This is a genomic window from Brachybacterium timonense (assembly GCF_900258505.1).
Classification (GTDB): domain Bacteria; phylum Actinomycetota; class Actinomycetes; order Actinomycetales; family Dermabacteraceae; genus Brachybacterium; species Brachybacterium timonense.
The window spans coordinates 223,717-246,566 of the sequence record NZ_LT984895.1 but is presented as its reverse complement, the minus strand read 5'-3'; the positions used below and the strand labels follow the sequence as shown (position 1 = coordinate 246,566).

Here is a 22,850-nt window from a genome sequence, read left to right as displayed (position 1 = left end):
ACTCCTCGCCTGGTCCATCCTCTGGTCATCACAACATCATCCTGCACTGTCGGGAAGCGTGCCGATCCCGGCCACTGCTCGGCTCACTCGTGCTGTGATCACACTGCTCGTGCTGTGATCACACTGCGACCAGCACATGTGCAGAGGCAGAGAAGGCGCTCCGTCCACTCGCGCCGTGTTCACACCGTGCTATCAGGCCACAGCCGCTCATTACGCGGGGATGAGTCGGTTTGCCGCCTGTGCACCTGTGACTCGTAGTGCTCGACCTGACTGGGGTTGTTCGTCAAGAACGGGTCCATGCTCGAGTCCGACTGGTATTTCGACAAGGCGGAGTTCGGGTCCTGCAGCTGCTCGGCGACGGAGTTCTGGTACTCCTGCGCCTCATGGTTCCCCAGAGGATTCGAGCGCCCGTAGGGGCTGTCCAGCGTGACGGTCTCGCCGGTCGCGCTGCTGACTGGCTTGCCACCAGCACCTCTGCCGTCACCATCCAGGTGCGGGACGACGTCCTTATCGTGCTGAATATTGATCTGGTTGACACCCGGGGCGGCTGGCAGGTTATCCACCGGCGATCCGACGGTCATCACATTAGTAACATTGAACTCACTGGTGAATGAGGAATCACCGGCGAGGCTCGCCGCAACCATGCCGCCCTGCGAATGCCCGTTGAGCATCAGCGGGGTCCCCGGTGGGATGCCAGCGTCTTCGTACAGCTGGCGGATGGCATCGGCCGTGGCCTGGGTACCCGCGGAGGTGCCCGACGACCCGGCGAGCTCCGCGTTGCCTGTGAGGTCGAAAGGGTTGTCTCCGGCCGACGGGCTCCACTGCTCGGTGCCCGGGATGTTCGCGATGACGCCCTGCGGGTTGCCCTGCGCATCGCGGACCACGGTCATCGACACGTTCCCCGTCTCTTTATCGCCGTAGGCGTTTTGGGTGTTCTGGATGATGTCACTGAGGTCCGAGGGCGCGACGTAGCCAGACTCCTCCGCCGTCACGCGCTGCGGCGGATCCGCGTAGCCGGCGCCATCCTGGACCCAATTCAGGTCCGTACCGAATTCGCTGTCAATGAAGTCCCCAATACCGCGCACAGTCTCGGACAAGCCGTCGATGTTCTCCGGCCTAAGCAAGGACCACGCGCGGTCCTTCACGGCCTCCACGGCGTTCTCCAGCAGGCGCTTGCCGTCCTCGACCCGGTCACCAACCCAGTCCAGGCCATCACTGATGCGGTCCCCCACCCAGCTGGCACCATCGCGGAGCCTGTCGCCAACCCACCCCAGTCCGTCGCTGATCCGGTCCCCGGCCCAGTCGATGCCGCTCTCGATCGCGCCGCCGATCGCTTCGGCGCCATCGCGAACCCGATCACCAGCCCACTCGATACCGTCGCTGACGGTGTTCCCGAGCCATTCGATTCCACGGGCGATGGCATCGGTGATGCCGCGCGCCATATCGCCCAGCCAATCCAAGAGGCCGTCGAAGAACCCGCCGTCGGCTGAGGCACGATCCTGCTCGTCGACATCGTCGCGCAGCACGTCGGCGCGGGACCGGAGGTCGTCCGCTGCCGACGCAGCCCTGCCGCGCACCTGGCTGAAGCTGTTCTGGAACGCGTCGGCGTCCGGACCGATCCAGCCGACGCCACCAACAGTGCTGCTGAGCTGACCGAGGATGTCTTCGAGTCGGCGTGCCGCCTCGTCGACGGTGCTTGCGTGATCCTGGACCTGCGCAGTGTCCATGCCGTAGAAGCTCATGCCTGGTCCTTCCCCTGAGCGGCAACAGCCGCGACGTGGTTGATCGCGGCGATGAGGTCGTGGGTGATGATCGTGGTCAGAGCGCGGGGGGCGAGAGCCGTGGCCTGCGCGCCGTCGGCCTGTTTCTCCAGGACGATCAGATGCTCGCCCTGCTCGCCGACGGCGTAGAACGAGCCGCCGCCAGCCACCGTGGTCTCGGGTGTGGGGCTTGCGACCACGAGTGCCTGCACCTCGGCAACCGCCGGCGCGTCGACGAGGTGCTCGGGGACCGGCGCGGGCTCGGCGTCAGTGAAGGCAGGGCGCTGCGGCACAACGGCTTCCAGCAGCTGCGCGATGTGGTCCACCGAAGCGATGCCGAGGGTCACGGCACTGCTGCGATGGGACAGACGGACCGTCTCCCCGTCAGCCTCGGGCGCGTGCACCTGGTCAACAAGAAGTGCGGTGCGGCCAGTAACGCGCAGGCGCGTCGTCCAGGCGTCCGTGCCATCGAGGCAGACCAGTTCGACGCCGACGGGGCTATCGAGTCCGGTCGCGATGGCGTGCTGCCAGTGCGGCTCCAGTTCGACGGCGCTCTCGTCTGTCGGGTCCGACGCCGTCTCATCGGCCTGTGCGTCACCGGCCATGAGAAGCCCGGCGGTGACCAGCTCGGTACGTTGCTGCGGCGTCGGCTCGCCGACGTCGACGCCGAGGGCGGCCTGCCGTAGCCAGGTCCAGCTGGGCTCGGAGATGCGCACCAGACGGGACGGTCCCGGCAGTGATGCCAGGCGCGGGGCCTGGTCGAGGTGGGCGGTCACGGCGTCTCCTGCTCGGTGGGTTCGTCAATGTCGTCGAGCATCCCGCAGGGCCGAAACGATGCGGCCGTCGGGTCGCACTTCGCAGCGTATGTGCAGGCCAGAGGGTTGCACATGGGCAGAACTCCCCATCACCTCGCGTCAGCCCGCCCGGGGCGGCGCACACCGGGAGTCAACACCTGCCCTCGGCGTGCCCGTCACCGCGCACCGCCATCGACCCCCGGCCCTGCGCAGTGCCGTCGGCTTCGCCAGACGCTACGCGGGGCCGCCACGTAGCATCGAGTACATGCAGAGCACCTCGCGCGCGGCGACCATTCCGACCCCGTCATCCGCTTCGGCCACGCCATCACCCCCGGTCGAGGCCGCACCGGCCCTCGCGTGGATCGACGCGACCGCCGGGGTTGCCGGGGACATGCTGCTGGGCGCCCTGGTGGATGCTGGCGCGAGTCTCAAGGGCGTGCAGGCGGTGCTGGATGCACTGATCCCCGGCTCGGTGCGACTGCGTGCTGAGCGCGTGGACCGCTGTGGGCAGGCAAGCACGAAGGTCGATGTTGACGTGCTGGTCGAGGATCCGCCGCACCGCACATGGTCCTCGATCCGGGACATGCTCACCACTGCACAGCAGAGCGGGGCCGTGCCGGCGCGCACCTGCGAGCTGGCCCTGGACGCGTTCTCACGCCTGGCTGATGCGGAGGCTGCCGCGCACGGCATCCCGGCCGAGCAGATCCATTTCCACGAAGTCGGGGCGCTTGACTCGATCGCGGATGTGGTGGGCTGCTGCGAGGCGTGGCGCCAGCTCGGCATTGAGTCCGGTATCGGCAGCGTGATCGCCGTCGGCTCTGGTCGTATCCGTGCTGCGCATGGCGATATTCCGGTGCCTGTTCCGGCGGTCGCGCGGCTCGCGATCGGGTGGCCGACGGTCTCTGGCGAGCTGCTGCCACCGCGCGGCCACGGGCATGCGCACGGACACGGTCACGACCACACGCACCACCACGGGCACGAGCACGCGCATTCCCACGATGATGGCCGCCCCCGGCATCACAGCCACCCCCACGCTCACAACCACCACGACGCGCACCCCCAGACGGACTCGCACGACCACCCCCACGATCCCCACGATCACGAGGCGAACCCGCCTGCACACACGGTGGGCGGGCCGCACGCCCACCCGGATCGCCCCGTCCCGCCTGGGGTCGCGCCCGGAATCGGCGAGCTGGCCACACCCACGGGCGTGGCCTTGATCCGCGCGCTGTGCCAGGCCTCCGGCCCGCAGCCCCCGATCATCACCCAGGCGATGGGCATCGGTGCCGGCACGAAGGACACTCCCGGCAGGCCCAATGTGGTGCGCGTGCTCATCGGCGCCCCAGCACCCGTCGGCCCCAGCAACAGCGCAGCGAGCCCCCGCGAGGCGCCAGCGTCCGACGCCACCCCAACCACCACGCGCCACGAGGGCAGCGTCGCCGCTCACCCGGCCGGCTCCGCGGCCGCTGATGCGCATGACACTCCCCGCCACGCGGTGCAGCTCGACGCGAATGTCGATGATCTGGACCCGCGGCTGTGGCCCGGTGTGGTCCAGGCGCTGCTGGATGCTGGCGCCCTGGATGCCTGGCTGACGCCGATCATCATGAAACACGGTCGCCCGGCACTCACCGTGCATGCATTGGTCCGCACAGAGCAGGCCGAGGCACTGTCGGAGCAGATCATGCGCCTGACCGGCAGCCTTGGCGTTCGTCGCCACCCTGTTCAGCGCGCGATCCGCACCCGTGAGTTCGAGGAGATCACCCTGGGCGGCCAGCTTGTTCGGGTGAAGGTCTCCCGGGACGATTCCGGCCAGGTTATCCGTCGCGAGCCGGAGTTCCGCGACGTCGCTGCGGCGGCGAGCGCGCTCGGCATCACCGAACGCGAAGCACTGGAGACCGCCCGCATTGTGGCGGCCCGCCAGCACAGTGCACATCACGGCCCCACCGGGCCCACAGCAGAACCGAGTACGGACGCCGACGGCAGCTCGACCTGAAGCGTCATGGTTCGTGTTCCGAGTCCAGGGCGTAACGGACGCGGAGTCCTGGTCGTGAGCATCGGTCGTCTCGACCGTCGCGGGAGCGGTAGCGGAGGGCCTCGTTGGGGCAGGCGGTGTCCCCCGGTGACGGCTTCACCTCGAGGGCAGCAGCCGAACGTGTGTCGTCGTTCGCTTGGCGGCGGGATTTTTGCAGCGCTCCGTGGCGGTCTTTTTGCTGCGATCACACAGGACTGGCTGCGGGTAGTTGTTGGGGTCTGAACCGAGAGGGGTGCGCCCGATCGGGGCCGTTTGGATCGCTGCCGCTACGTCAGAGCCCGAAGGCTCCGCCGCTGACGAGGATCACGATGCCGAGGCCGATGAGAACGATGGGAAAGAGGATGTGCTCCCAGCGTTCGAGCACTTCCGCGATCGGGGGGCGGGTGGCGACGAACTGTGCCAGGGCCACCAGGGCCGCGACGAGCGCGAGGAAGACGATGCAGTAGGCGACTACTGCGAGAGGTTCCACGCTGAGGAAGACAGGGGTGTAGACGCCGATGTTGTCGCCGCCGTTGGCAAGGGTGACGCCTGCGACTGTCCACACGCCGACCTTCTTGCCGGCAACCTTGGCCTCGTCGTCATCGTCGTCGTCTCCGCGCCAGGCCTGCCATGCGGCCCAGAGGCCAAGGCCCAGAGGGATGAGACCGAAGTACGGGATGGCTGCCGAGGGCAGGAAGGCTCCGGCGCCGATGGTCACCAGGACCGCGGCACCGAGGATGCCAGCGAATCCGAGGTACTGCCCGGCCAGAATACGGGCGGTGGTGCCGCGCTGGCCGGCCCCTCGAGCGAAGAAGAGGGAGAGCACGATGATGTCGTCGATGTTGGTCGCTGCGAACAGGCCCATCGCCTGCACGACCGAGGTGAGGATCATGCGCCCTCCCCAGCTGCGTCGCATCCGGGAAGCGAGCAGGCGGGATCGATGCACGGGGCGTCTTCGTCCACTGCCAGGGTGGCATCGACCAGTGCCGTCAGCGCCTGCGCCAGGTGCGAATCGGCGATCTCATACCGTGTCCGACGACCCTCGGGCTCGGAGACGACGATCCCGCAATCGCGCAGGCATGCCAGATGGTTGGACACGTTCGGGCGTGTCAGGTCCAGATCTCGGGCCAGTTCCGCCGGGTAAGCGGGATGGTCGAGCAGGGTCAGGATGATCCGGGATCGAGTGGGGTCGGCCAGTGCGCGACCCAGGCGGTTCATCACGTCGAGACGCGAAGCAATAGTCAGCATGGACTGAACTATACAGCAGGCGCTGAACACTCTCGCGCAGGCGCCAGGCCAGACCGCATGCCCGCACGGGGATCCCTCACCGGACACCACCGTTACTCATCGAGAGGAACGACGGCACGCCTGGCTGCCTGTCGGGACGGCGATACGTTCGTGGTCACCAAGCTCGATCGGCTGGCGCGTTCGGTCCGTGATGCCCACCAGATCGCCGACGACCTCGCGGCGCGGGAAGTGAAGCTGAGCATCGCCGGATCGGTGTATGACCCGACCGACCCGATGGGGAAACCGTTGTTCAACGTGCTGGCAATGGTCGCCGAGTTCGAAGCAGACCTCATCCGTATCCGCACCCGCGAGGGGATGAAGGTCGCCAACGCCAAGGGCCGGCTGCGCGGGAAGTCACCGAAGCTCACCCCCGGCAAGAAGCTCACCTCGTCCAGCTACATGCCGCCGACGAGCCCACCGTGGGCGAGCTGGCAGGGCTGTTCAGCGTGGGCCGCTCCACGCTCTACCGCGCCCTTCAGCGCGCCGAGCGCGGGCGCGAGAACGCCTTGCAGTAGGTGCATCGTGGACGCTCGAGCGCGGTGGGGAATCCACAGGCTCCACGTCGAGGACCAGGTACCCGTCGCGCGCTTAGCTCGCGAGACCGACGTCGGGCTACGGATCCTGGAGCGCTGGCACGCCCGCTACCGCGCTGACGGCTACGCCGGACTGGAGACAGCCTCGCGGGCGGGCACCGGGACCCGCGGCTGTGGCCCGGTGTGGTCCAGGCGCTGCTGGATGCTGGCGCCCTGGATGCCTGGCTGACGCCGATCATCATGAAACACGGTCGCCCGGCACTCACCGTGCATGCATTGGTCCGCACAGAGCAGGCCGAGGCACTGTCGGAGCAGATCATGCGCCTGACCGGCAGCCTTGGCGTTCGTCGCCACCCTGTTCAGCGCGCGATCCGCACCCGTGAGTTCGAGGAGATCACCCTGGGCGGCCAGCTTGTTCGGGTGAAGGTCTCCCGGGACGATTCCGGCCAGGTTATCCGTCGCGAGCCGGAGTTCCGCGACGTCGCTGCGGCGGCGAGCGCGCTCGGCATCACCGAACGCGAAGCACTGGAGACCGCCCGCATTGTGGCGGCCCGCCAGCACAGTGCACATCACGGCCCCACCGGGCCCACAGCAGAACCGAGTACGGACGCCGACGGCNAGATCACCCTGGGCGGCCAGCTTGTTCGGGTGAAGGTCTCCCGGGACGATTCCGGCCAGGTTATCCGTCGCGAGCCGGAGTTCCGCGACGTCGCTGCGGCGGCGAGCGCGCTCGGCATCACCGAACGCGAAGCACTGGAGCCCGCCCGCATTGTGGCGGCCCGCCAGCACAGTGCACATCACGGCCCCACCGGGCCCACAGCAGAACCGAGTACGGACGCCGACGGCGACTCGACCCCCGTCGCCGACGACGGCAAGGGATCAGGCGCCGAAGCAGACTGACCGGACGTGCTCAAACCCGTCCCGGCCGTCGGCCGAACTCGTCACACAAGCGCGACGAGCACTGCCGAGGACGCGATCACGTTGATGGTCATGTGCAGCGCCAGGCCTCCCCAAATGTTGCGGTGGAACAGGCGCAGCAGAGCCAGGATCACTCCCATCGTGAACAGGTAGGGAAGCAGAATGGGAACCCCGTGCACGGCGCAGAAGATCACGGCAGACCCGATAACCGCCCAGGCCATCCCCCACTTCCGACCGACGGCGGCAAAAAGAACCCCGCGGAAGAAGATTTCTTCCCACAGCGGCGTGAGCACTGCCGCGCCGATGAACAGCAGAATCGCGGGCGCGGGCCCCAAACCGAATTCGCTTACCCCATCGGTGGCAGAACCGTTGTCACCCATGAGGAGCAGAGCGACTCCCTGAACGACCAGCAGAATCACGACTGCCACCGGGATCTGCCACAGCAGATGCAACAGTCGCCGTGAGGGCCGCGTGATGCCTATGTCCTGCCAGAGCTCGCGGCGCCTGCCCAGAACGATGACTTCCACCGCGAGAACGAGCGCCGCGTGAACGAAGGCCGTGATGGCCAAGACAGTCACAATGTGAGAACGCACTGCCGGCACGGTCAGCCCCAGCACGAGCACGGAACCGAAGAGGAGCACGGTCACCGCGAGGATCAATCCTGCGGTCACGGCGGCCAGTCGAAGCGTCACCCCCGGCACGGGCGGGCCCGGTTCGTGCTGCACCGGCGCTGGCGGATTATCAGGGAGCGTCGATGTCATACAGTCATTCTGCGCATCGACCGGCACAGCGGGCTCCGACGACCGTCGCGAACCGCATCGACCGAGGGCTACCGGTAGCGTGCAAGAGCCAGATTCGATCCCGCGGTCACAACGACCCGTCGGAACGTCACCTCCGTCACGAACCTGCCGGGTTCGTGCTGCACCGGGGCCGACAGAGGCTCAGGCCGCCCCACCCTGGCGGCCGATCCTCAGCCAGGTATCCACCACCGTGTCCGGATTCAGCGACATGGAGGCAATGCCCTGCTCCACCAGCCATTCCGCCAGGTCCGGGTGGTCTGAGGGGCCCTGGCCGCAGATGCCGACGTACTTGCCCTCGCGACGGCAGGCCTCGATCGCCCGGGAGAGCATGAACTTCACCGCCGGATCACGTTCGTCGAAACGGTCGGCCACCAGCGAGGAGTCACGGTCCAGGCCCAGGGTCAGCTGGGTCATGTCATTGGAGCCGATGGAGAACCCGTCGAAGTGCTCGAGGAACTGCTCGGGGATCACGGCATTGGACGGGACCTCGCACATCATGACCACCTGCAGGCCGTTCTCACCGCGCACCAGCCCGTGCGAGGCCAGCAGATCCACCACGGCCTTGCCCTCCTGCGGGGTGCGCACGAAGGGGATCATGATGGTCACGTTGGAAAGCCCCATGGTCTCGCGCACGTACCGCAGCGCCTCGCACTCCATCGCGAAGCACTCCGCGAAGTCCGGCGAGAGGTACCGGGAGGCGCCCCGGTAGCCGAGCATCGGGTTCTCCTCCTCCGGCTCGTACCGTTCACCGGCCAGCAGGTTCGCGTACTCGTTGGACTTGAAGTCGCTCATGCGCACGATCACCGGGTTCGGTGCGAAGGCCGCGGCGATGGTGGACACACCCTCCGCCACGCGCTGCACGAAGAACTCCCGCGGCCCGTCATAGGCGGCGATGCGCTCGCGGATCTGCGTACCGAGTTCAGGGTCTGCCGCCTCCAGGGCATCAAGCTCGAGCAGTGCCTTGGGGTGGATGCCGATCTGGCGGTTGATGATGAACTCCAGCCGCGCCAGCCCCACCCCGGCGTTCGGGATGCGGGAGAAGGCGAAAGCCTGATCGGGGTTGCCCACGTTCATCATGATCGACGTGGGGATCGTGGGCATGGCGTCGACCTCGGAGGCGGTCACGGAGAAGTCGAGCACGCCGTCATACACGTAGCCGGTGTCGCCTTCGGCAGCGGAGACGGTGACCTCTTCGCCGTCGGCGAGTGTGGTGGTTGCGGTGCCGGTGCCGACGACGGCGGGGATACCGAGCTCGCGGGCGATGATCGCCGCATGGCAGGTGCGGCCACCGCGGTTGGTGACGATCGCGGCGGCGCGCTTCATGATCGGTTCCCAGTCGGGGTCGGTCATGTCCGCCACCAGCACCTCACCGGGCTGGAAGTCATGCATCTGCTCGATCGAGCTGAGCACCCGCACGGGCCCGGCACCGATCTTCGCGCCGATCGCGCGGCCTTCGATGCGCACGGTGCCGCGCTGGGTCAGATGGTGCTTCTCGACGGTGGAGCCGGCACGGGACTGCACGGTCTCCGGGCGAGCCTGCAGGATGTACAGCTGGCCGTCGGCCCCATCGAGTCCCCACTCGATGTCCATCGGCCGCCCGTAGTGCTCCTCGATGGTGAGTGCTTGGCGGGCGAGCTGCTCAACCTGCTCGTCAGTGAGCGACAGGCGACGCCTCTGGCCGGGGTCGACGTCGACGAACGCGGTGGTGCGACCCACGGCGGTGTCGTTCGTGTACTCCATCTTCATGGCCTTGGAGCCGACGCCGCGCGTGAGGATGGCGGGGCGTCCTGCACGCAGCGTTGGCTTGTGGACGTAGAACTCATCGGGGTTCACGGCGCCCTGCACGACACCCTCGCCCAGGCCGTAGGCGCTGGTGATGAAGACGACGTCAGGGAATCCGGACTCGGTGTCGACGGTGAACATGACGCCGGAGGAGCCGATGTCGGAGCGCACCATCTTCTGCACGCCAGCGGATAGGGCGACGTCGGCGTGCTCGAAGCCGTGGTGGACGCGGTAGGCGATGGCACGGTCGTTGTACAGGGAGGCGAACACTTCGCGAATGGCCTGCAGCACCGCGTCGATGCCGCGCACGTTCAGGAACGTCTCCTGTTGGCCGGCGAAGGATGCGTCGGGCAGGTCCTCGGCGGTGGCCGAGGAGCGCACCGCGAAGGAGGCTTCCTCACCAGAACCGGCGGCGAGCTCGTCGTAGGCGGCGCGGATGTCCGCCTCGAGGTCGGCCGGGAAGGGCTGTGCGGTCACCAGTTCGCGGATGCTGGTGCCCACCTGGGCGAGGGCCACGGTGTCGTCGGTGTCCAGGTCGCGCAGCTGCTCATCGATTCGCTCGGCTAGGCCGGTCTCCGCGAGGAACCGGCGGTAGGCGTCGGCGGTGGTGGCGAAGCCGTCGGGCACGCGCACACCGAGGTCTGTGAGCTGGGAGATCAGCTCGCCCAGGGAGGCGTTCTTCCCGCCCACCTGGTCCAGGTCGGCCATGCCGAGCTTCGAGTACCACTGGATGTTCGTGCTCACGGTGTCTCCTTCGGGCGTCATCGCCGGTCGCGAAATGGTGGAGTAGTCAGGGGCGGATGGGTTGCGGTCGATGCACGGGGCTGGTCGCTGGTGGATGGGGTGCTCACGCGGTGGTGGGAGAGATCTTCATGGCCTGCAGGATGAGGGTGGACATCTCCTCGACGGATTTCGTCGAGGAGTCGACGAAGGGAATCGAGTGAGTGTCGTACAGACGCCGGGCGCGGGAGAGCTCCCATCGGGTCTGATCCAGTGATGCGTAGCGGGAGCGGGGGCGGCGCTCCTCGCGCACGTCGGCCAGTCGCTGCGGCGAGGTGAGCAGGCCGAAGCAGCGATCGGCCAGGTGGCGGATGCTCATGGGCAGCATGGCGGCGTCGAAGTCTTCGTCGACCAGCGGGTAGTTCGCCACGAACACGCCGTGCAGCAGCGCCAGGTACATGCTGGTGGGTGTCTTGCCGCATCGGGAGGGCGCCACGATGATCACGTCGGCTCTTTCGAGGGCGCGGATCGATTGACCGTCATCGTGTTCGATGGCGAACTCGACGGCGGCCATGCGGCGGTTGTACCGGTTCTGGTCGCGCACCGAGTGCATGCGTCGCGGTGCATGGTCGCCACTGATGCCGAGCTGCCGCTCGATCTGCGCCATGTGGCTGCCGACGAAATCGATCACGGGGGCGCGGGTGCCCAGAAGGATCTCGCGCACCGTGGGGTCGACGACGGTGAGGAACACGATCGGGGTCACGGGCGTATTCATCGCGGCGTCGAGCCGGTCGCGGGCAGCACGGGCGTCCTCGGCGGTGCGCAGGAACGGCATCATGTGGCGCTCGAAGCGGATGCCGTGGAACTGGCTGAGCAGGGCACTGCCCATGGTCTCGACGGTGATGCCGGTGGAGTCAGACAGGAAGTAGACCGGCACGGCCTGGGCATCGGCCGACGGGGCGGGTGCTGGCGATTCGGGTGATGCTTCAGGGGCCGCCTGGGCGCGCGGAAGCGGCGGGGGGATAGGTAGCGGACAGACCACAGGACCTCCCAGGGGTCCCGGCGCAAGCCGGACACGACGATGTGCTCGTGTCCAGGATAGGCCGATGCCGGGGTCCTGGGCGAGAACGCGCAACGCACTGCTCATGAGTGCCGCCCGAGGGGTTCATGCGAGTTGGGGGTGGCGCGCCGGTGGGGTGGGATGCTCGGGGGTGCGCGTCGAGCTCCCTGAGGTCAGCGGGGACGTCGGCGTGATCCCGCCGCAGCGACTCCTTGCACCAGAAGAATGAGGCCAACAGTGACGGCAATGAGCCCAGCGGCAACCGCGCCGACGGCGAGGATGTCGGTGGGTGAATCCGGTGCGCCTGCATCTAAGGCGTCAAAGCGTGCAGACGCCCACATCAACGATGCAATCAGTATTCCGATCCCGCCAACCACGACGGCAATCGCTAGGGCGATTCTTCTCGAAGGCACGCTGACTCCTCACTGTGATCGCATCGCCTGACCAGCCTCGACTCAGCCGGCGGCGTGCTCGACCTAGCTCGCGGCGTGCTCGTCCCAGCGCAGCTGGACGAAGGACGCGATCTGGGCGAGCTCTGCCTCGTCGATGCCGTGGCCCAGCATATCGCGCCGCACCTCTGTCATATCAGTGTGCTCGCGCATGAAGTCGCGCACCAGTGTCTCGCGTTCCTCATCGAACAGGGGGTCCAGGCCGCCATGGCCCCAGAGGGCTGGCGGACGTACCTGTGCGAGCTGCGCATCTCCGGGCATGGGCGCGGGGAACGGCGCCCCGGAGAGTTGAACCAGCCAGTCGAGCGCCTGCGCATCACGGCGCAGCAGCTGCAGGCCGAGCATGCCGCCCTGGGAGAAGCCGATGGCGCCCACCACGGGAGCGCTCTGCTGAGCGATCCAGGCCTCGACCGCGGCGGCGGAGCGCTGCAGCGCCTCCGGGTGCGCGGGGTCGATGTCGGCTTCGAGCCAGGCGTATCCCTGCACCCAGGCGTGGATCGCTCGCAGCGAGGCGTAGGCGAAGCCGGGCGGCAGGTAGGGGATGAGGCCAGCGAGGTCACGCTCATGGGAGCCGAGGCCGTGCAGCAGAAGCACGATCGGCGCGGTGGCCTCACGCGATCCGAGACGCACCACGGCGGCGTCATCGATCTCGGGGGCAATCAGGGAGATGGGCGGGGCACTGGGCTGAGGCTGCACGGTTCGAGCATATCGAGGGGCCGACGGGGCGGTGGGCACTGAGGCCAAGAGCGCGAGCACCCGCGTCAGGCACCCGGCACACCCGCGTCAACGCGGCCGACACATCCAGGTCAGCGCGCCCGGCACCTCCGCGGCGATGTGATCCGCAATCCGATCGTTACAGGGAACGGGTCTCATTCGCCCCTGTTCATGATAGTTGTTCTCATGCGCGTTGCTGAGTCTGCGTGCCATCCACCCCTCGACCCTGGAAAGGGATCCGATGCAGTCCTCTCTCCGTGCCCGCGCGCCGTACCGCGCACGGGTGCTCCCACTGCTGCTCGCGGCAGTGATCGCCCTGGCCGGCATGGCTCTGCCCATCGCTCCGGCCGCAGCGGTCACCACACCCGATGGCAGCAAGGAGCTTCTCTTCCGCAAGCACGTCGACGCCGCCCATGCGGGGTGGGTCGACGGCCACCCCGATCTGCTCGTCGTCGACGGCCAGGAGACGCGCCCCGCTGACGAGGTCGCGATCCGTCTCGCGCCCGATGCCGACGACGAAGGCCGCGAGGTCTCGCGCATGATCGTCGACGAAGCGCACTCCTTCATCGGTGAGCCCGGCTCGGTGGTCTGGAGCGCGCCGCAGGACCTGTACTGGGGATGGCCGCCGGTGTGGGCCGGACTCGGCGCCGGCGAGTTCCCCAAGAACATCAAGCAGGATTCGATCCGCCTCGAGCTGACCGGGGTCGACGGCCCCGGAAACATGGAGGTCTACCGCAACGAGCTTGAGGGCGTTGTGCGCACGCTGTCCTCCACTGACCCGAAGCTGCGCACCACCGAGCTGTACGCAGGCGCTCATGGCCACTACGCGTGGGCCTTTACCGAAGCCGGTACGTACGACACCCGGTGGAAGGTGCACGCCACCACGGTCGACGGCGAGGAGCTGGTCTCCCCCGAGCGCACCGTCTCCTGGCTCGTGGGCACCGATGAGCAGGTGGGTCTGCCCCGCGGCACCTACCCGCACGTGAACATGACCGAGCCGGTGGCGGATCTGCCGGAGGGCTGGAATGGCGATGAGGCTCCTGAGCAGCCCGCTCCCGAGCAGCCGGCCCCTGAGCAGCCGGCCCCTGAAGAACCCGCTCCTGAAGAGCCCGCTCCTGAAGAGCCCGCTCCTGCGGACGGCGAGTGCCGCCCCATCGCGGCCGGCCACCTCGACATCGGTGCCGCGCTCGCCAGCAATGGCGTGCTGGACACCCACATGACCTGGGACTCTCCGGACGGGGAGAAGCTGCGCCTCACCAGCGGCCAGCCGACGCTGCTGGTTCCTGACGCTGCGCGGACCGACATCGCTGACACCGGCGCGACCACGGCGCTGCACGATGCGCTGGGCTCTGCTCTCGCGTACCAGTTGCCCGAGGCTCAGGATGAGTACCTTCCCTGGCCGGGCTTCTCCACCGAGAAGCTCGACTACTCCGAGCTCGAGTCCGTCGCGATCACGATGGACGACGTCGTCGGCCCGAAGAACGGCCAGGTGGCCGTGGGCCACTACGACTCGCGCTCCTCTGCGTTCTCCGTGGATCTGTCGAGCAAGGATGGCGCAGAGAAGTCGATCGTCCTGAAGGATCCGACCCACACCCACCGCGCGATGTTCTTCAGCCAGCCCGGCGAGTACACCGTGACCTTCACCTTCCATGCACAGGGCAAGAACGGCGGCAGCCGCTACGGCAGCTTCGAGGCGCGCTTCGCTGTCGGTGACGAAGCCGCGAAGGCATCCTGCAACGGGACGGGCGAGATCGCGACACCGGAGGACCCTGCCCCTGAGCAGCCCGCTCCTGCTGACCCGGCTCCCGAGAACCCCAACCCGGGTGCGGACGGCGAGGCTCCCGCCAGCGAGCGTCTGATCCTGGACCAGGGCCACACCGACGTCTTCAACGTCGGCCAGCAGGACGGTGCGCTGACGCTCGACCTCACGGAGGACGTCACCGGTGAGCACGTGCATCACCAGCCCAAGGATGTCGAGTTGCACGTCAAGGATGCTGCTCGTACCCAGATCCCGGAGGGCTGGCCGGCCGCCGGTGAGGCCTGGTACCTCCCGCAGAGCCAGAACCCGGATGTTCTCTGGCCCGGTTGGAACACCCTGGAGGCCCGTGGCGGCGGCATCGATCCGTCGATCGATATCGAGATCACCGACGTGAAGGGGCCAGGCGAGATCCACCTCTTCGGCACCGATTCCTTCGGTGCGATGGAGCCCGTCCTCGAGAAGGGTGCGACCCACCTGACGGCCGGTGCGGTGCGTCGTCAGGCCTACCCGGCGCACACCCACGCGAACTGGGCGTTCACCAAGCCCGGTGTGTACACCGTGACGGCCCGCGCCACGGGCACCAAGAACGGGACACAGGTGGCTACCGAGCCGCAGACCTACACCTTCACCGTGGGCGATGCCTTCCGCGGCAAGGCCGACGACACCACCGACGGTTCTGGCGCAGGCACCGAGGGCTCCGGCGGGTCCGACTCCGGCGATAACAGCACCGGTGGCGCGGATGAGGACAACGGTGCAGGGGCCGACGGCTCCGACTTGGCTGGTAGCGCCGACGGTTCGGGCGACGGTTCCGTGAGCCTGGGTGGCTCGCTTCCGGGCCCCTCCGAGGCTGTCTGCCGCCCCGTCGAGGAGGTCCGTGCAGCCAGCGCTGAGGAGCTCTCCGCCGCCCTGAACGGTGGAAACACCGAGAGCGGCGGCGGTGGCGGAGGCGCCCATAAGGTGAGCGGCTCCTACACCGTGCCGAAGTCCACCCACGTCCACCCGAACTGGGTGTTCTCAGCGCCCGGCACCTACCGGGTGACCATCCGCCAGAGTGTGAAGACCACGAACGGCGACACCGCTTCCGCGAACTCGACACTGACCTTCAGGGTCGGTCCGGGTGCGTCGGGCATCAGCAATGGCCACTTCGACTTCGGTGCTCAGCTCCAGGGCGGAAAGCTCGTCGGCTCCATCAAGGATGACCGTTCTGCTCCCCCGACCTGGGTCTCGCCCTCGTCGTTGACCTTCGCGGTGGGTGACGCCGGGAAGGCGAAGGCCCCAGCCGGTATTGAGTTCGTCGCCCCCGCGGGGCAGGACGTGTGGATGATCGGGTCCACGCAGGTCAACGGTGTGCCGTGGCTCGGCGCGAACTCGATGCACGACTCGATCGTCTCGGGCACCACCGGTGAGCTCACGATGGAGCTGGTCTCCGTGAAGGGCCCCGGCAACGTCGGTGTCTTCTCCAGCGGCAACTTCGGCCAGGTCGTCGGCCAGAAGTGGTTCTCGGCCTCGAAGGGCGAGTCCCAGGCCGAGTCGAAGCCCACGAAGCCCGTCGACCCTGCGAAGGCGGACCTGTCGAAGATCACCGTCACCCGAGACCAGGCGAAGCCCGGCCAGGTGTTCGTCGAGGACGGCAAGGCGATGGTCAAGGAGGTCGTGGGCCGCACCGAAGCGGGTGAGCCGTGCGAGCTCGTCGGCGGCGCTGCGGGGCAGATGGCCCGCACCGGCACGGACGCGTCAGGCTTCGGCCTGGTCGCCCTGAGCTTGATCGCCTTCGGCGGCGGTCTGGCCATGCTGCGCCGGCGCATCGCGTGACAGTCAGGGGGAACCGTGCCGTCGCCCGGCGCGCGCTGATCGCGTGCGTCGCGGCGGCGGCCCTCGCGGCGGGGATCGTCCTGCCCGGCACCACCAGTGGTGCCGGCGGCGATCCCCGTCCGCGGGTGATCACGACAACCGGGATCCTCGCCGACCTCGCCCGGAACGTCGCCGGTGACGACGCCGTCGTCACGAGCCTCGTCCCCGACGGCGCGGATCCACATTCCTTCGAGCCGTCTCCCCGAGCGGCTCGGGACATCGCGTACGCAGATCTCGCGCTGTCGAACTACCTCATGCTCGAAGAGCAGTCTCTGATCCGCACCATCGACGCGAACCTCGCCCCGGGCGTCGACCATCTGGCGCTGGCCGAAGAGGCCTCGACGCGCGGTGCCGAGATCATCCCGCTGGTGGAGAACCGATCCCTGGAGTCGGTGTGGCTCGGGCTACGCGTGATCGAAGACCCGTCGGCGCCCAAGGATCGCGCCGCTCAGACCCGGTTGCGCATGACCGACGCGGCAGGGCCAGGCGCCCTGCACGGCTACGTGACCGGCACCTTCGGGCAACCGCAGAGCCTGTTCGACTCCTCCGACGGAACCGACGACTCCGACGAGACCCTCCTCCCCCAGGATGCCCACACACACGTCAGCTGGGCGTTCACGGAGGCCGGGGTGCAGCGGATGACCCTGGAGGCCTCTCGCGCCGAGGGATCCGGTCCACGCTTGCGCGGCACGGTCGTGCTCGCGGTCGGTACCGATCCGCACTCCATTCCGGAGCTGAAGGACCGACGCGTGATCGACGCCGGTCACGCCGACATCACGGCGGACTTCGCGGACGGTCGCCTCGCCCTGCGGGTGGACTCGCCCGACGGGCCGCAGCTGCTGGGCCTGGACGAGGTCGTCATCCATGTGCCGCCGCGGAGCCTGCTGCCGGTGCCCTCCGATCCCGCTTTCCGCTTCATCGCGAAGCCCGGATCGGATGTCTACCAGCTACCGCAGGCGGTGCTCGGCCGCCACGTGCACGGCGAGATCGACCCGCACCTGTGGCAGGACGTCACCAACGCGCAGGCCTACGTCGAGGTGATCCGTGATCATCTCATCGAGCTGGATCCCGAGCATCGTACCGGCTACTCCCAGCGCGCTGCGGACTACCTGCGCGAGCTCGACAGCGTCGACGCGTATATGACGGCGGCAATCGAATCCATCCCCGAGGAGCATCGCGACCTGGTCACCACGCACGACGCCTACGGCTATCTCGCGTCCCGCTACGGGATGGAGATCGCTGGAACCGTGTCCCCGTCACCCGGCCAAGAGCCGTCGATCGCGGACCGTCGGCGCCTCGCCAATACCCTGCGTGACCTCAAGGTGCCAGCCGTGTTCGTCGAGGGCACCGCTGGCCGCACCGCTGATTCGCTGCGGGACGCCGCGCAGCTCGCTGACGTCCAGGTCTGCTCGATCTGGGGCGATTCCTTCACCCGTCACGTCACCGACTACGCGACTCTCATCCGCGCCAACGCCGACTCGCTGGCCCGCTGCCTCGGCGGCACCCCCGCCGGGCGCCACGACCGCCTCTGATCCGAAACCCCAGGAGCCTTGCATGACCCCCACCTCCCTTCCCGTGCTACGGCGCCGCACCCTGCTGGGCGGCGCCCTCACCCTGTCTGCCGTCAGCGCAGCGACCACGACAGCTGGCCCAGCGCGTGCCGAGACCGAACCGCCGGAGGACCCGAACCTGGAGCAGACTGTCAGCTCCGACGAGCAGGTCATCGAGGGCGAACATGCCGTGCTCGAACGCGGTCACGTGGACCTCGGTCCGCTGCTGCTGGATGGCGAATGGACTGCCTGCGCCCGCGATGACACCGCGAACCCGCCTGTGTGGCGCCGCCCTGAGGATGTCGTGATGCGGGTGGTCGACGAAGGCGCGCTGGAGCTGCCCGAGGGCGAGGAGTACGCCTTCACCGGTGCTGCCGGTGGAGACCGTGTCTGGTCGGTACCGCAGGTCGAGGTGCCGGGCGTGGTGTGGCTGGGCTGGAACACGCAGGATCCGGCGGTGGTGGCCCAGGATCTGCGCGGCGTGCGTCTGCGCTTCCACAGCGCCCAGGGCCCCGGCCAGGTGAGCCTGTTCCTGCAGCCCGGCAACTTCGCGCCGCCGGAGGTTCTCGTGGATCCGGCAGTCACGGAACCGCAAGAGGTGTTCGTCGAGATGAACACCCACACGCATGCGAACTGGGTATTCACGAAACCCGGTGTCTACCTGGTCGATCTGGAGATCGAGGGTGAGCACCAGGACGGCTCGCGCGTCGCTGCATCGACCACGCTGCGTTTCGCCATCGGCACCGACACCGACCCGCAGCTCGCGCTCGAGGAGACCTGGGCCGACGGGACTGGGCCGCAGGCCCGCCTCGGCGCGGCAGATACCGGCACGCAGGGGGCATCGGATCCCGGCGGCGCTTCCGACGGCGGCGCCGGGGGCGCGAACGCTGCCGCCGACGGATCATCGTCCGCTGGGGCGGAGGGCGATGATGACCAGGACGCAGGCGGCTCCGGCACGCTTCTGATCGCGGGCGGCATCGCTGCAGCAGCAGCAGTGGTCGGTGGTGGCGCGGCCGTGGTGCAGCGTCGCCGATCTGCCTCGGCACGCGCCGCGGCCTGGGACGACTCGGATCCGCAGGCATGAGCGTGCAGGAACGGACTCCAGCCACCATCTCGGCGTCCCCGGACACCCCACGGGATGAGTCGCCGGCACCGCTGGCAGCCCACGGCATCTGCGTCACCTTGGGCGGACGCCAGGTGCTCGACCACGTGGATATCACCGTCCGGGCCGGGACGATCCACACGCTGCTCGGCCCCAACGGCGCCGGGAAGACCACCCTGGTGCGCACCCTGCTGGGCCTGCAGTCCACCACCGCCGGGCGGGTCGAACGCCGCGGCGGCATCGGCTACGTGCCGCAGCGCACCGACATGGACTGGGATTTTCCCGTGACCGCCGCCGACGTCGTGCTGCTCGGGCCCGTGCGCGGGATCAGCCGCTGGCGTGGCCCGTCAGCCGACCACTATCGGGCGGTGGCCCGGGCGCTGAGGACAGTGGAACTGGAGGATCTCAAGGATCGCCCCGTGGGCGAGATGTCCGGTGGGCAGCGGCAGCGAGTTCTCATCGCTCGGGCGCTCGCACAGCAGCCGCGCGCGCTCGTGCTCGACGAGCCGTTCACCGGCCTCGATATGCCATCCCAGGAACTGCTGTCCCGGCTGTTCGAACGTCTCGCCGCGCAGGGCGTTGCCGTGCTGATGTCCACGCACGACCTCACGCACGCCCTCGATATCGCCCACCGGGTCACGCTTCTGAACCGCACAGTGGTGGCCGACGGGCCACCGGAGGCGTTGCGCGAGGCCGATATCTGGATGCGCACCTTCGACGTCTCCCCGGCCTCGCCGCTGCTGCGCATGGTGCGTGCTGCAGCCTGACCTCTTCTCCGCCCCCGACTCCGGCCGGCCCGCCCCCATGTCCGGCTGCAGGCGCCCGCCCCAGGTGGTGCACCGCCTGCATGCCCCGTCGGCCACCGTTCGTTTCCATCCCCAGAAGGACTCATGCTCACTCCCCTGGACTTCCTGCAGGACCTCACCAATCCACTCCTGCTGTTCCTGCCGAAAGCACTGTTCGTCTGCGTTGTCAGCGCCGTGGTGTGCGGCGTGGTGGGCACGCATGTCGTGCTGCGCGGCATGACCTTCATCGGTGACGCCGTGGCGCATGCGGTGTTCCCCGGAATCGCTGTGGCGTTCGTGCTGCAGGGCTCGCTGCTGCTGGGCGGTGTGGTGGCCGGTGTGGTCACGGCTGTGCTCATCGCGGTGGTGGGGCAGCACCGACGGCTGCGGGAGGACAGCGTGATCGGGGTGTTCTTCGTGGCGGCATTCGCCCTGGGCATCGTGATCATGTCCCGAGCCCCCGGGTATGCGGGATCGCTGCAGTCGTTCCTGTTCGGTTCGATCACCGGCATCCCCGACCGCACCGTGCTGCTCTCTGCCTTGTTCGCCGCGGGCATCCTGGCGTTGCTCGCCCTGCTGCACCGCGACCTGGTGGCCGTGGGCATGGACCGCGGCTACGCGGCCGCGATCGGCCTGCCTGTGCTGGCGCTCGACGTGATGCTCAGCGTGCTGGTGACGCTCGCGGTGGTGATGAGCATCCAGACGATCGGCAACGTTCTCGTGCTCGCCCTGTTGGTGACGCCCGCGGCAACAGCGCGGCTGCTCACTGAACGGGTGGTGCCGATGATGGCTCTGGCCGCAGCGAGCGGTGCGGCTGCAGCGATCGTGGGGATCTACCTGTCCTGGGCGCTGGATCTGCCCACAGGCGGCACCGTGGTGCTGGTCTCCACAGCCGGCTTCGTGCTGGCCTGGGTGGCGAGCCCCCGCCACGGGGTGCTGTCCTCACTGCGCGGGCGACGTGCACGTGGTGGGCGCATGCACAACGGCACGCCCGACGAGCACGTCGGCGCGCAGGCCGACTGAGGGTCGCGGCTCCCCGACGCTCGGGCATCCCCGAGAAGGAGCCTCCCTGTAAACACCCTCACGCCGCGGATCCCTGACGCTCGGGCAACCCCGTGGTCAGGTGCCGCAGAAGGTGACGGTGGGCGGCGCATCCGGGGGCGGGAGCTCCAGATCGGCCAGGTCGGGGCGGTGGCTGAAGGGGGAGCGCACAGCCTCGAGCAGACGCTCCACGGGGGCGAGATCACCCAGCTCGGCGGCGCGCAATGCGGCGTCGAGGTGCGCAGCACGCGGGATGTACACCGGGTTCACCGCGGTCATGGCTGCGCGTGCTGCGTCGGCCTGAGGCCCTGTGCCGCGCTGGGCGCGCAGGCGCTCGAGCCAGCCGTGCAGTACATCAGGCAGGGCGGAGGTGCCGCCTGGGGTGGTGATGCCCGTGCTGTCACGATCAGCATGGGTTCTACCTGGGTTGGCATCGGTCGCGTCCGCGTCGTCGGCTGTCGCGTTCTGTTCCTGGTCAGCGAGCGCACGGAAGGTCGCTGTGTGGTCGAGCCCGTGGGTCTCCATCATCTGCAGCAGGTCGACGCCAAGCGCCTCGATGGCGTCGGCGGCCCCACGGTCGAGGCCCGGGTCGGGCAGGCCCAGCTTCGCTGCCATGCCCTGGATCCAGGCCGCCCGGTATCGCGGCGCGAAGTGCTCCAGTACCGCGGTGGCCTGTTCGATGGATCGCTCGATCGCCTGGGCGTCCGGTTCACTGTCACGTGAGGGCGGCTCGCCGTCGGCCGGGGAAGGCTGAGGGCGTGCGCCCGGGGCCTGGCCGTCGGCGGCGGTAGCCGGGTCATTCAGTCCCGGGCGGCCGATCGTGGACAGGAGGGCTTCTGCCAGGCGGGACAGGTTCCACAGGGCGATCTGCGGCTGTGCGCCGTAGGCGTACCGGCCACCGGTGTCGATCGAGCTGAACACCGCGTCGCTGCGATGCGCATCGAGGAAGGCGCAGGGGCCGTGGTCGATGCTCTGCCCGGACAGGGTCATGTTGTCGGTGTTCATCACACCGTGCACGAACCCGGTCAGCATCCAGGTCGCGACGAGTCGAGCCTGAGCGCCCACGACCGCGTCCAGCAGGGCCAGAGACGGATCGTCAGCTTCGGCTGCAGCCGCGTGGTGGCGCGTGATCGCCTGATCGACGACGGCGCGAATCACTGCGGGCCCGTGGTGCCAGGCCGCGTACTGCACGGTGCCCACACGCAGGTGACTGGCGGCAACGCGCACGGCGAGTGCCCCGCGCTCGGGGGTCACGCCACGTCGAGGACGGATCCGCTCACCGGTGGTGAGCACCGCGAGGATGCGGGAGGTGGGTACGCGCAGGGCGTGCAGGGACTCGCCGATCACGAGCTCGCGCAGCATCGGACCGAGCGGTGCTTTCCCATCGGAACCGGGCCGGGAGAACGGGGTGCGGCCGCAGCCCTTGAGGTGCAGGTCCTGACGTTGCCCGTGGGTGTCGATGAGCTCTCCCAGTAGCACGGCACGACCGTCGCCGAGCACGGGTGCGGGCTGCCCGAACTGGTGGCCGGCATAGGCCTGGGCGGTGGTGAACGCCGTGGCTGATGCGGAAGCGTCGGTGGCGTCTGCTGACACTGCGGCGCCGCGTTCTACGGGGCGAGGTTCTGCAGAGGAGCGTTCCGGCTCCCGCTGGGGATCCAGCGGGCGGCCGTCGGCGTCGAGCTGCCCGGTGAGCAGGGCGATACCTGCGGGGCTGTGCAGCCAGTCCACGTCGAGACCGAGCTCCTGGGCGAGCTGCTCGTTCAGCTGCACGATCTGCGGCTGCGGCGGCCGATCAGCGTGGTGGGGTGTGGACAGCTCAGGGACGGCTGCCGCATAGGTGCGCTGCAGGGGTGGGGTGCTCACGCCCCCACTGTGGCATGTGGGCGCCTTGCCGCGCGTGCATGGCCCGGTTCATGCCGGGCCGGCGCGATGCA

Annotated in this window: 17 protein-coding genes and 1 pseudogene; 8 read left to right on the top strand and 10 right to left on the bottom strand. The window is 68.6% G+C overall.

The window, feature by feature from the left end; genetic code table 11:
* Positions 1-179: 179 nt before the first annotated feature.
* Positions 180-1,742, bottom strand: a complete 1,563-nt coding sequence (locus tag C8271_RS01060) for a hypothetical protein (RefSeq protein ID WP_106505749.1) — start codon at positions 1,740-1,742, stop codon at positions 180-182.
* Complete coding sequence (locus C8271_RS01055) at positions 1,739-2,536, bottom strand: hypothetical protein (protein WP_245920706.1); 798 nt, start codon at positions 2,534-2,536, stop codon at positions 1,739-1,741. The genes C8271_RS01060 and C8271_RS01055 overlap by 4 nt, the downstream gene beginning before the upstream one ends.
* A 283-nt stretch (positions 2,537-2,819) precedes the next feature.
* Between C8271_RS01055 and larC the strand changes: the two genes are divergently transcribed.
* A complete protein-coding gene (larC, locus tag C8271_RS14255) occupies positions 2,820-4,547 on the top strand; it encodes a nickel pincer cofactor biosynthesis protein LarC (protein WP_106505748.1) in 1,728 nt (575 codons plus the stop codon).
* Between the two features lie 310 nt (positions 4,548-4,857).
* Here larC and C8271_RS01045 read toward each other — a convergent pair whose 3' ends face one another.
* Complete coding sequence (locus C8271_RS01045; protein WP_106505747.1) at positions 4,858-5,457, bottom strand: cadmium resistance transporter; 600 nt, start codon at positions 5,455-5,457, stop codon at positions 4,858-4,860.
* Positions 5,454-5,813 carry a Cd(II)/Pb(II)-sensing metalloregulatory transcriptional regulator CmtR gene (gene cmtR / locus C8271_RS01040; protein WP_006590980.1) on the bottom strand — a complete coding sequence of 120 codons (360 nt, stop codon included), beginning with the start codon at positions 5,811-5,813 and terminating at the stop codon, positions 5,454-5,456. The genes C8271_RS01045 and cmtR overlap by 4 nt, the downstream gene beginning before the upstream one ends.
* 57 nt (positions 5,814-5,870) lie before the next feature.
* Here cmtR and C8271_RS14020 point away from each other — a divergent pair.
* Both C8271_RS14020 and larC2 read left to right on the top strand, forming a co-directional pair.
* Positions 5,871-6,367: pseudogene (locus C8271_RS14020) on the top strand (recombinase family protein).
* A gap of 201 nt (positions 6,368-6,568) precedes the next feature.
* Positions 6,569-7,285 carry a nickel pincer cofactor biosynthesis protein LarC2 gene (gene larC2, locus C8271_RS14010; protein WP_245920704.1) on the top strand — a complete coding sequence of 239 codons (717 nt, stop codon included), beginning with the start codon at positions 6,569-6,571 and terminating at the stop codon, positions 7,283-7,285.
* A gap of 41 nt (positions 7,286-7,326) precedes the next feature.
* Here the strand turns inward: larC2 and C8271_RS01020 are convergent, their stop codons facing one another.
* The 5 genes from C8271_RS01020 to C8271_RS01005 all read right to left on the bottom strand — a co-directional run bounded on the left by C8271_RS01020 (position 7,327) and on the right by C8271_RS01005 (position 12,810).
* Positions 7,327-8,064, bottom strand: coding sequence for a CPBP family intramembrane glutamic endopeptidase (locus C8271_RS01020; protein WP_106505745.1), 738 nt, complete (start codon positions 8,062-8,064; stop codon positions 7,327-7,329).
* Positions 8,065-8,244: 180 nt separating this feature from the next.
* Positions 8,245-10,650 carry a phosphoenolpyruvate synthase gene (ppsA, locus tag C8271_RS01015; RefSeq protein ID WP_170957754.1) on the bottom strand — a complete coding sequence of 802 codons (2,406 nt, stop codon included), beginning with the start codon at positions 10,648-10,650 and terminating at the stop codon, positions 8,245-8,247.
* Between the two features lie 82 nt (positions 10,651-10,732).
* Complete coding sequence (locus C8271_RS01010) at positions 10,733-11,542, bottom strand: pyruvate, water dikinase regulatory protein (protein WP_281260349.1); 810 nt, start codon at positions 11,540-11,542, stop codon at positions 10,733-10,735.
* Between the two features lie 296 nt (positions 11,543-11,838).
* The gene (locus C8271_RS13660; protein ID WP_138774497.1) at positions 11,839-12,078 is read right to left on the bottom strand and encodes a hypothetical protein; all 240 of its coding nucleotides are present in this window, start codon (positions 12,076-12,078) and stop codon (positions 11,839-11,841) included.
* 63 nt (positions 12,079-12,141) lie between these two features.
* Complete coding sequence (locus C8271_RS01005; RefSeq protein ID WP_106505742.1) at positions 12,142-12,810, bottom strand: alpha/beta hydrolase; 669 nt, start codon at positions 12,808-12,810, stop codon at positions 12,142-12,144.
* A gap of 259 nt (positions 12,811-13,069) precedes the next feature.
* Between C8271_RS01005 and C8271_RS01000 the strand changes: the two genes are divergently transcribed.
* From C8271_RS01000 to C8271_RS00980, 5 genes are all read left to right on the top strand, one after another.
* The gene (locus C8271_RS01000) at positions 13,070-16,399 is read left to right on the top strand and encodes a choice-of-anchor M domain-containing protein (RefSeq protein WP_106505741.1); all 3,330 of its coding nucleotides are present in this window, start codon (positions 13,070-13,072) and stop codon (positions 16,397-16,399) included.
* 125 nt (positions 16,400-16,524) lie between these two features.
* On the top strand, positions 16,525-17,970 hold the full coding sequence (locus tag C8271_RS00995; RefSeq protein ID WP_212591310.1) for an anchored repeat ABC transporter, substrate-binding protein: 1,446 nt from the start codon (positions 16,525-16,527) through the stop codon (positions 17,968-17,970).
* Between the two features lie 22 nt (positions 17,971-17,992).
* A complete protein-coding gene (locus C8271_RS00990; protein WP_106505739.1) occupies positions 17,993-19,072 on the top strand; it encodes a choice-of-anchor M domain-containing protein in 1,080 nt (359 codons plus the stop codon).
* Positions 19,069-19,857 (top strand): anchored repeat-type ABC transporter ATP-binding subunit, encoded by a 789-nt coding sequence (locus C8271_RS00985; RefSeq protein ID WP_106505738.1) that lies wholly within the window; start codon positions 19,069-19,071, stop codon positions 19,855-19,857. Before C8271_RS00990 ends, C8271_RS00985 begins: the two co-directional genes overlap by 4 nt.
* Positions 19,858-19,980: 123 nt before the next feature.
* Complete coding sequence (locus C8271_RS00980; protein WP_106505737.1) at positions 19,981-20,898, top strand: anchored repeat-type ABC transporter permease subunit; 918 nt, start codon at positions 19,981-19,983, stop codon at positions 20,896-20,898.
* A gap of 96 nt (positions 20,899-20,994) precedes the next feature.
* Here C8271_RS00980 and C8271_RS00975 read toward each other — a convergent pair whose 3' ends face one another.
* The gene (locus C8271_RS00975; protein WP_170957752.1) at positions 20,995-22,779 is read right to left on the bottom strand and encodes a protein adenylyltransferase SelO; all 1,785 of its coding nucleotides are present in this window, start codon (positions 22,777-22,779) and stop codon (positions 20,995-20,997) included.
* Positions 22,780-22,850: the final 71 nt, after the last annotated feature.